This window comes from Streptomyces sp. 8N706 (assembly GCF_052245415.1).
Taxonomy (GTDB): Bacteria; Actinomycetota; Actinomycetes; order Streptomycetales; family Streptomycetaceae; genus Streptomyces.
The window spans coordinates 1-8,509 of record NZ_JBQQBW010000183.1; the positions used below are offsets into that span (position 1 = coordinate 1).

The window sequence follows — 8,509 nt, forward strand, 5'->3', positions numbered from 1 at the left end:
CGCTCCCCCACGGCGGGGGTGCGGGTACCCGCACCGGGCGCCGCACCGGACGACCACAACCCGGCGGACGACCCCGCACTGGCACCGGACGACCACGCTCCGGCGGACGGCCCCCCACTGCTCGCGGACCTCATGCCCTGGTCCGTCGCCCCGCTGCGGACCGGCCGGGCCTGGCCGCTCGCTCCCGACCCCGCCTCCCTCCGAGCCCGCTGGGACCGCCTGGCCCGGGCCGCGGACGAGGACGAACGCGCTGCCCTGTTCCAGCCCACCCGGTCCCGCACACCGCACACCGCGGTCTCCCAGCTCCCGGGCCACGCCTCGCCCACCGGACCGCTCGACGGCGACGCCGGACCCTGCCCGGCACCGGTCCGGGTCCTGCACGGCCCCTTCGACCGGCAATGGCTGATCCCCGACCACCGGCTGATCGACGCGGCCCGCCCGGAACTGTGGCGGGTGGCCGACGAGCGGCAGATCTTCACCGTCGAGCAGGGTCACGTACCGCAGGCCCCCGGCCCCGTCCTCGTCTTCTCCGCCCTGCTGCCGGACGGCCGCTCCCCCGCCGCACGACCGGGCCGGATCCGCCCGCTCCACCGCCGCCCCGGCGGCCGTGAGCCCAATCTCGCGCCCGGCCTGCCGGAGCACCTCGCCCGCCGCCTCGACCGGCCGGTCCCGGCCGAGGACTTCCTCGCCTGGGTGGCCGCCGCGGCCGTACGCCGTCCGGACGGCTGTGCCGTGCCACTCACCGGCTCAGCCGCCGTCTGGGAGGAGGGAGTGGCCCTCGGCCGCCGGGTGCTGTGGCTGCACACCCACGGCGCACGCTGCGCCACGTCCCCCGACGACCGCCCCAAACTGCCCGGCGGCAGCCGCCCGTACGTCCGCTCCGCCATCCCCGCCGACCGCCGCGCCCTGCCCGAGTCGTTGCACTACGACCCCGAGGAGAAGGCTCTTGGTGTCGGCACGGGACGTATCTCCCCGGTCCCGGCCGCGGCCTGGGACTTCCACGCGGGCGGGGTGCGGGTGCTCGAGCACTGGTTCGCGTGCCGCACCTCCCCGGCGCCTGCCGGAGCGCTGGAGGCGGTCCGGCCCGCCGCCTGGCTCAAGGAGTGGACCTCCGAACTCCTCGAACTGATCACGGTGCTCGCCCTGCTCGCCGAGCTCGAGCCCGAACGGGAGCGGCTGGCCGGGCGGCTCGCCGAAGGCCCGCCGCTCACGGCCGCCGAGCTGCGCGAGGCCGGTGTGCTGCCCGTCCCCGCCGCGGCCCGCCACCCGGCCTCCGTGCTGGACCACCACGAGGAAGGCCCGAACGGCCAGTTCGCCCTGCTGTGATACGGAGGCCCCGGGCAGGTGCCCTGACCATCCCGCCCGATCCCACGACGTGCCCAGACTTCATCCGGGGGCGCCCCATGCGCGCCCGTCTGCTCCATTTCGGAGCATCCGAGTAGCCCACTACGAGCACGCTCTCCCCCAGCCTTCGGCCGTGGGCCCCACCCAACGGTGGCTGGGGGAGCCGTGGGCCCCGTCCTGCGGCGGACGACGCTCCTTGCCGGACAGGACTTGGGGGCGTAGCCGCCGGGCCGCCGAACGGCACCCCCCGGCGCGGCCGGCCGAGGACTCACCGGTGGTCGCGTCGACGGTGGTCGCGGCCGCGTGAGGTGTCGGCCGGGGACGGCGGCGGCCGGTACCTCCCGGAGCTGCCTTGCCGCCGCGCACACCGGCCACCGGCTGACCGGGGGCGGTGACAAAGGTGCCGTCGGCGCGATAGGACCGGATCCATGAACGATTCCGCACCGCCCCAGCCCCTCCCCCTCGACGGGATCACCGTCGTCGCCGTCGAACAGGCCGTTTCCGCACCCTTCGCCACCCGTCAGCTCGCCGATCTGGGCGCCAGGGTGGTCAAGGTCGAGCGGCCCGACGGCGGGGACTTCGCGCGCGCCTATGACACCGCCGTACAGGGGCTGGCCTCGCACTTCGTCTGGGCGAACCGGGGCAAGGAGTCGATCGCGCTCGATCTGAAGGAGCCGCGGGGCCGCGACATCCTGGACCGGCTGGTGGCGGACGCGGACGTCTTCGTACAGAACCTCGCGCAGGGCGCGGCGGCCCGGCTCGGACTGGACGCCGCGACGCTCTGCGCCCGACACCCCCGGCTCGTAGCCGTCGACATCTCCGGCTACGGGCCGGACGGTCCGTACGCGCACAAGCGGGCGTACGACATGCTCGTGCAGTGCGAGGCCGGGCTCGTCTCAGTGACCGGCACCCCCGATCAGCCGGTGAAGGCCGGGATCCCCGCGGCCGATATCGCCGCCGCGATGTACGCCTTCTCCGGAGTGCTCGCGGCCCTGCTGCGGCGCGGGGTCACCGGACGGGGCGGGCCGGTGGAGGTGTCGATGTTCGACGCGCTCGCGGAGTGGATGGGGCATCCGCTGTACTTCGGGATGTACGGAGGTGAACCACCGGCGCGCACCGGTGTCGCGCACGCCGTCATCGCGCCCTATGACGCCTATCCGACGGCCGACGGCCCGCTGGTCCTGCTGTCCGTGCAGAACGACCGTGAGTGGCGGCGGCTGGCCGAACAGGTGCTGGAGCGGCCCGAGCTGGCCCTCGACCGGGACTACGCGACCAACGTGGCCCGGACCCGCCACCGTACGAAGACCGACGCGGCGGTGGCGGAGGCACTGGCCACGCTGACGGCCGAGGAGGCGATCGGGCGGCTGGAGCGGGCGGGGATCGCCTGTGCTCGGCTCAACGGGGTGGCCGAACTGGCCGGTCATCCCCAGCTGGCGGCCAGGGACCGGTGGCGGGAGGTGGGTTCACCGCAGGGTCCCCTGCGTGCCCTGCTCCCCCCGGTCACCCTGCCCGGCGGCGAGCCGCCGAGGATGGGTGCCGTGCCCGCGCTGGGTGAACACACCGAAGCGCTGCTGCGCGCCCTGGGGATGACGGGCGCGCAGGTCGCCGCGCTACGCCGGGACGGTGTGATCGCCTAGGGCCGGCTGGGCAGGGGGACGGGAGCGATCAGCCGCGGTTGCCGAACAGCGAGCGGCGCAGCCGCCGCAACGGCGCGAAGAGCGAGACCCGGGAGACTCGCGCCCGCGCCCCTCTGCTCGAACCGGTCCGCGACACGTCACGCGACGCTATCTCGCGCATCAGCAGGGTGGCCTCCTCCGCCTCGCACTCCGGCACGGCGGGACCGGCCAGCACGGCGAGATGGCGGTCGAGGCGCGTGCTGGACGCGCTGCTTCCGCAGTTGATGGCAGGTACTCGAGCCCTGCTCCGCATTGCTATCTGTTCCATGAGACTCCCCACCCAAACGAGGGCACCCGGCCCGGGCAGGTTAACCCTACCGCCCCGTCGCGTCACCCACGCATCCGCGGCCCCCGATTCACCTTCCTCGCAAGGGGGTTGACGTCACGGGCCCGGACCGATCCCGAACTCGTCCGCCGTCGCAGCAGGTTGTCCGTCGTGCAGTGGCCGAACCGATACCGGCGGTTTGTTCCGGAGCGTATCGCTGCGGGGTGATTCCGGCCAGGGTGGGTGGTGACGTCCCGGCCGAACGCCCCCGGCGGCCACGCGGCTCTCCGAGGAAGTCCCGCCGAGGACGCCTCACCGCGGACGGCCGGTGAGGAGGCCTCGGCCGGCGGGGCCTCCTCCGGTGCGACGGCGCGCGGCTGTGCGGTCAGGCCAGGGATCTCAGGACGGGCAGATAGCCACCGGACTGTCCGGCGGCCGTGGGGTGGTACGAGTGCTCGACCGGGATGGTGACGCTGTGGAGCCATGGGTCGCTGGAGCAGATCTCATGGCCGGTGAAGGTGCTGGTCACATCGCCGAAGGTGAAGCCGTGGTCGGCGGCGCGCTTGGCGGTGGCGGCGTTGAGGTCGTCGGAGGCGGCGTTGAGCGCGGACCGCTCGTTCTCGCTGAGGCCCGCGATGCAGCTTCCGTTGAGCTTGTACAGACGGGGGTAGCCGAGGACGACGACCCGGGCGGCGGGGGCTTTGCTGCTGATGGCGGAGTAGACCTGGTCGAGCCTGCCGGGCAGCGTGGTGGCGACGTACTGGCGGGCCTGCTGGACACGCTGGAGGCAGGTGCTCTCGGAGCTCAGCACACAGGTCGTCATCACATCGGCGAATCCGGCGTCGTTGCCGCCGATGCTGATGCTGACGAGTCCGGTGGAGCCGTTGAGGGGGGCGAGCTGGCCGGAGAGCACATCACCCGTACGCGCGCCCGAGCACGCGGTGAAGGAGAAGGACGCGGGTGCATGCGCGGCGGCCCAGAGGGCGGGGTGGGAGCGGGTGCTTCTCTTGCAGGCACCACTGGCACTGTCGTAGCTCCCGGCACCGAGGCCGGAGGAGTACGAGTCGCCGAGGGCCACATAGTGGAGTGCGGCCGTCTGTTCGGCGGAGTGTGCCGCGCCCGCCCCGGTGAGGGCGAGCGCGGCGGTCAGAAGGGTTGCGGACAAGGCGGCCGCAAATCGGGACAGTTTCATGGAACCTCCCTTAGCAGGACCTCTGCCACATCTGTCGTAGCAGCGCCCAACCAAGACGGGAAGTGTCCATGTCAAAACTGTTGATCCGGGGGTCTTGTTGTGATTTTCACAGCATGAGGCGCACAAGACGCCCCGCGGGCTCGCTCCGACCCTCACCCCGAACGGCCCCGCCTCGCCGACCAGCACAGACGGTCTGGCGCATCTCCCCTGCAGCGAACGGAAGTTGACAGAGCGCAGGCACACCGGGCCCTGGGGAGCGGGGCGTCTGCACACGGTCTCCGCATCTTGACGCGCGTCCGCCGGTTGCGCGACATTGAAGCCCGGCATCCGGCGCTTCGGGGGGCAAAGTCGCCAATGCAGACCGTCAGTGACAACAGATCCGCCATCGGGGACGTGTTCCCCCTTTTGGCGGGGTCGGCCGTCGGCATCGGAGGGGTCGGCGCGGTGCTCGCGCTCGCCGATGTGGCCTCGCCACTCCGCGCGCCGTTCACGCTCTTCTTTCTCATCGCCGCACCCGCGGTCGCCGTGGCGGCCGCCCTGGCCGGGCTCGATCCGCTGAGCCGGAGCGTGGTGGCGGTGGCGGGCGCGCTCGCCGTGAACCTGCTGACCGCGCAGACCATGCTGGCGCTGCACATCTGGTCGGTCCGGGGCGGGGTCGTGGCGGTCGCCGTGCTCAGCCTGCTTCTCTTCCTGCCGGCCTTCGCGCGGCGCCTGGGCCGCGCGGCGAGAACTCGGACTTCCTGACGTGGACATACGCGTGTACCGCCCGGGCGAACTGACAGACGCCGACCGGGCGGCGTGGACCGCTGCCCAGTCACAGGCTCCGCTGCTCGGCAGCCCGCAGCTGGCCAACCCCTTCCTTTCCCCGGAGTTCACGCTCGCCGTGGCCCGCAGCCGGCGCGGCGTACGGATCGCGGTGATCCGGGAGGACGGCGAACCGGTGGCGTTCTTCCCGTATCAGCGGTCCCCCGCCGGGATCGGCCGTGCGGTCGCGCTCGGCGTCTCCGACTGCCAGGGCCTCGTCCACCGGCCGGGCTTCCAGTGGGACGCCCGCGACCTGCTCCAGGCCTGCGGATTGTCGGTGTGGGAGTTCGACCATCTGGTGGAGGGCCAGAAGCCGTTCGAGTCGGGTGCCACCGGCTCGTACGCCTCCCCGGTGATCGACATCGAGCAGGGGTACGACTCCTATCTGGCCGTGCTGCGCGCGCAGTCGCCGAAATTCACCCGCACCACGCTCGCCAAGGAGCGCAAGCTCGGCCGGGACGCGGGCGAGGTGCGGTATGTGCACGACGAGCGGGACCCGGCCGTACTGCGCACGCTGATCGACTGGAAGTCCGCGCAGTACCGCAGGACCGGACGCAGCGACCGCTTCTCCCGGCCGTGGATCCACCAGCTCGTCGAGCAGCTGTTCCACACCCGGACGCCGGCCTTCGCCGGGCTGCTGTCGGTGCTGTACGCGGGCGGGCGCCCGGTCGCGGCCCACTTCGGGCTGCGCTCGGAACGCGTTCTGGCCTGCTGGTTCCCGGCGTACGACCCGGCGTACGCGAAGTTCTCCCCCGGACTCGTCCTGCATCTGCGGATGGCCGAGGGCGCGGCCCGGGAGGGCATGTCCCACCTCGATCTGGGGCGGGGCGCGAAGGAGTACAAGGACTCCCTCAAGACACGCGATCTCAGCGTCTCGGAGGGCTGGGTCATGCGGCGCCACCCCGTGGCGGTGGGCTATCGGGCGCGGCGCGCACCGCTGCGGGCACTGCGGAACACCGTGACCGGCCGTCCGGAGCTGTTCGAGCCGGCGGATCGCCTTCTTAAACAGATCGGTCGTATTCGATCAGGCCGTTGAGACCGGAGCCGGTCAAGGAAGAGAAAACTCCATATGACCGAGTAAGAACAAAAGACAAAAAATGCAAAAAAGTGACCCTGTAGTCCAGGTCTTGCCATAGAGTCCCAATTATCAATACTGTCATACATCTAACCGCATCGGTCCGTCATGCAAGCGGCTCCAGGGGAGGGGCTCCGACGTCGCGACGGGTCCGGGGCGGGGCGCGGTAGGGGGGTGCCGTACACGGCTGCCGCAAGGCGACCGGGGTACGTGCCGCGCGGCCGGCTCACCATGCCAACTCACCCATGCCGAACGGTGCTTCATGCCGTCCTGCCCTGGGTGAGGACCCCCCTTTCGAACCGGAAACACCATCGGACCGCCTGGGCGGGCGGTCCACCGGACGAGAGGGACGAAGAATCATGAGCTCTTTCTTACGCCCGGTCACACCGGACGAAGATCCCTGCATTTCGGCGGACGAATCTCCAACGGACGGATCTCCTACGGAGATCCGTCTCGGCCGAATACCGAGCCAGTACCGGCCGGTCTCCTCGCATCTCGCGATCGCACCACCGGTGAGTGTGGTGATTCCCGCGATGAATGAGGCGGAGAATCTGCCGTACGTGTTCATGTCGCTGCCCGAGTGGATTCACGAAGTCGTCCTGGTGGACGGGAACTCCACCGACGACACCGTGCGGGTCGCCCGTGAGCTGTGGCCCGGGGTCAAGGTCGTGCCACAGCGAGGCAAGGGCAAGGGAGATGCCCTCATCAGCGGGTTCACCGCCTGCACCGGCGAGATCGTGGTCATGGTCGACGCGGACGGCTCGGCCGACGGCGGCGAGATCGTCTCGTACGTCTCGGCGCTCGTCGGCGGCGCGGACTTCGCCAAGGGCTCCAGGTTCGCCAACGGCGGCGGCACCGATGACATGACACCGGTCCGCAAGCTCGGCAACCGCGTCCTCACGGCCATGGTGAACGCCAAGTTCGGGGCCCGTTACACCGACCTCTGCTACGGCTACAACGCCTTCTGGAAGCGATGCCTCGACGAGATCGCGCTGGACTGCGCCGGGTTCGAGGTCGAGACCCTGATGAACATCCGGGTCGTGAAGGCGGGTCTGAGGGTCCAGGAGATCCCGAGCCACGAGTACAACCGCATCCACGGCGCCAGCAACCTCCGCGCCGTACGCGACGGGCTCCGGGTCCTCAAGGTCATTCTGCGCGAGCGGAGACAGCGGCGGCCGCGCCGCCGTCCGTTCGTCATCGCACCGAACGTGAGCCGGGGAGAGGTGTCTTGACCGCTCGCGACCCGGTGCATGCCTCGGTGCATCCCTCGGTCCATGTCCCGGTGCATATCTCCGTGGTGATCTGCGTGTACACCGAGGCCCGCTGGGACGACATCCTCGCGGCCGTCCGATCGGTGCGCGACCAGTCCCTTCCGGCGCTCGAGACGCTCCTCGTGGTCGACCACAACGAGGCACTGCTGCACCGGCTCACCGAGCGGTACGCGAGGGAGGACGTACGGGTGCTCGCCAACGCGGGCCCCCGCGGCCTCTCCGCGGGCCGCAACACCGGTATCGCCGCGGCGTCCGGTGAGGTGATCGCCTTCCTCGACGACGACGCGGTCGCCGAGCCTGACTGGCTGCGGCACTTCGCGGAGGGATACAGGGATCCCCAGGTGATGGCGGTGGGCGGACGGACGCTTCCGTCCTGGGCTTCCGGCCGCCGTCCCGGATGGTTTCCGGAGGAGTTCGACTGGGTCGTCGGCTGTACGTACCGAGGGCTGCCGCCCGGGCGGGTGCGGGTGCGCAACGTCCTGGGCGGCAACGCCTCCTTCCGGCGGGAGGCCTTCGATGCGGCCGGAGGCTTCGCCACGGGCATCGGCCGGGACGGCGACCGACGGCCGCTCGGCTGCGAGGAGACCGAGCTGTGCATCCGGCTGACCCGCGCCCGCCCGGACGCCGTGCTGCTGATCGACGACCGTGCGGTGATCCACCACAAGGTTCCGCACGCACGGGAGCGGTTCGCCTACTTCCGCCGCCGGTCCTATGCCGAGGGGCTGTCCAAGGCGCTGGTCACGCGGAGCGTGGGAGCGCAGGCCGGACTGGAGACCGAACGCCGGTACGCCACGCGCGTACTGCCCGCGGGCATCGCGCGGGGGCCTCGGGATGCGGTGCGCGGCCGGCTCGCAGGGGCCGGCCGCGCGGCGACGATCGTCA

Annotated in this window: 8 protein-coding genes; 6 read left to right on the forward strand and 2 right to left on the reverse strand. The window is 71.5% G+C overall.

What is annotated here, in order from left to right:
• Positions 1–132 precede the first annotated feature (132 nt).
• Together ACTWQE_RS32955 and ACTWQE_RS32960 are read left to right on the forward strand one after the other, a co-directional pair.
• The gene (locus ACTWQE_RS32955; protein ID WP_443332771.1) at positions 133–1,326 is read left to right on the forward strand and encodes a type ISP restriction/modification enzyme; all 1,194 of its coding nucleotides are present in this window, start codon (positions 133–135) and stop codon (positions 1,324–1,326) included.
• 446 nt (positions 1,327–1,772) lie between these two features.
• Complete coding sequence (locus ACTWQE_RS32960; protein WP_443332764.1) at positions 1,773–2,981, forward strand: CaiB/BaiF CoA transferase family protein; 1,209 nt, start codon at positions 1,773–1,775, stop codon at positions 2,979–2,981.
• A 28-nt stretch (positions 2,982–3,009) separates the two neighbouring features.
• Here ACTWQE_RS32960 and ACTWQE_RS32965 read toward each other — a convergent pair whose 3' ends face one another.
• Both ACTWQE_RS32965 and ACTWQE_RS32970 read right to left on the reverse strand, forming a co-directional pair.
• On the reverse strand, positions 3,010–3,288 hold the full coding sequence (locus ACTWQE_RS32965) for a hypothetical protein (RefSeq protein WP_443332765.1): 279 nt from the start codon (positions 3,286–3,288) through the stop codon (positions 3,010–3,012).
• Positions 3,289–3,670: 382 nt separating this feature from the next.
• The gene (locus tag ACTWQE_RS32970) at positions 3,671–4,477 is read right to left on the reverse strand and encodes an SGNH/GDSL hydrolase family protein (RefSeq protein ID WP_443332766.1); all 807 of its coding nucleotides are present in this window, start codon (positions 4,475–4,477) and stop codon (positions 3,671–3,673) included.
• 393 nt (positions 4,478–4,870) lie between these two features.
• Between ACTWQE_RS32970 and ACTWQE_RS32975 the strand changes: the two genes are divergently transcribed.
• The 4 genes from ACTWQE_RS32975 to ACTWQE_RS32990 form a co-directional block, all read left to right on the forward strand.
• Positions 4,871–5,221, forward strand: a complete 351-nt coding sequence (locus tag ACTWQE_RS32975; RefSeq protein WP_443332767.1) for a hypothetical protein — start codon at positions 4,871–4,873, stop codon at positions 5,219–5,221.
• Between the two features lies 1 nt (position 5,222).
• A complete protein-coding gene (locus ACTWQE_RS32980; RefSeq protein WP_443332768.1) occupies positions 5,223–6,317 on the forward strand; it encodes a GNAT family N-acetyltransferase in 1,095 nt (364 codons plus the stop codon).
• A gap of 398 nt (positions 6,318–6,715) precedes the next feature.
• Positions 6,716–7,588: a glycosyltransferase family 2 protein gene (locus ACTWQE_RS32985; RefSeq protein WP_443332769.1), complete on the forward strand. Its 873-nt coding sequence runs from the start codon at positions 6,716–6,718 to the stop codon at positions 7,586–7,588.
• On the forward strand, positions 7,585–8,509 hold a 925-nt coding region (locus tag ACTWQE_RS32990; protein ID WP_443332770.1), incomplete at its 3' end, for a glycosyltransferase family 2 protein. The genes ACTWQE_RS32985 and ACTWQE_RS32990, both read left to right, overlap by 4 nt.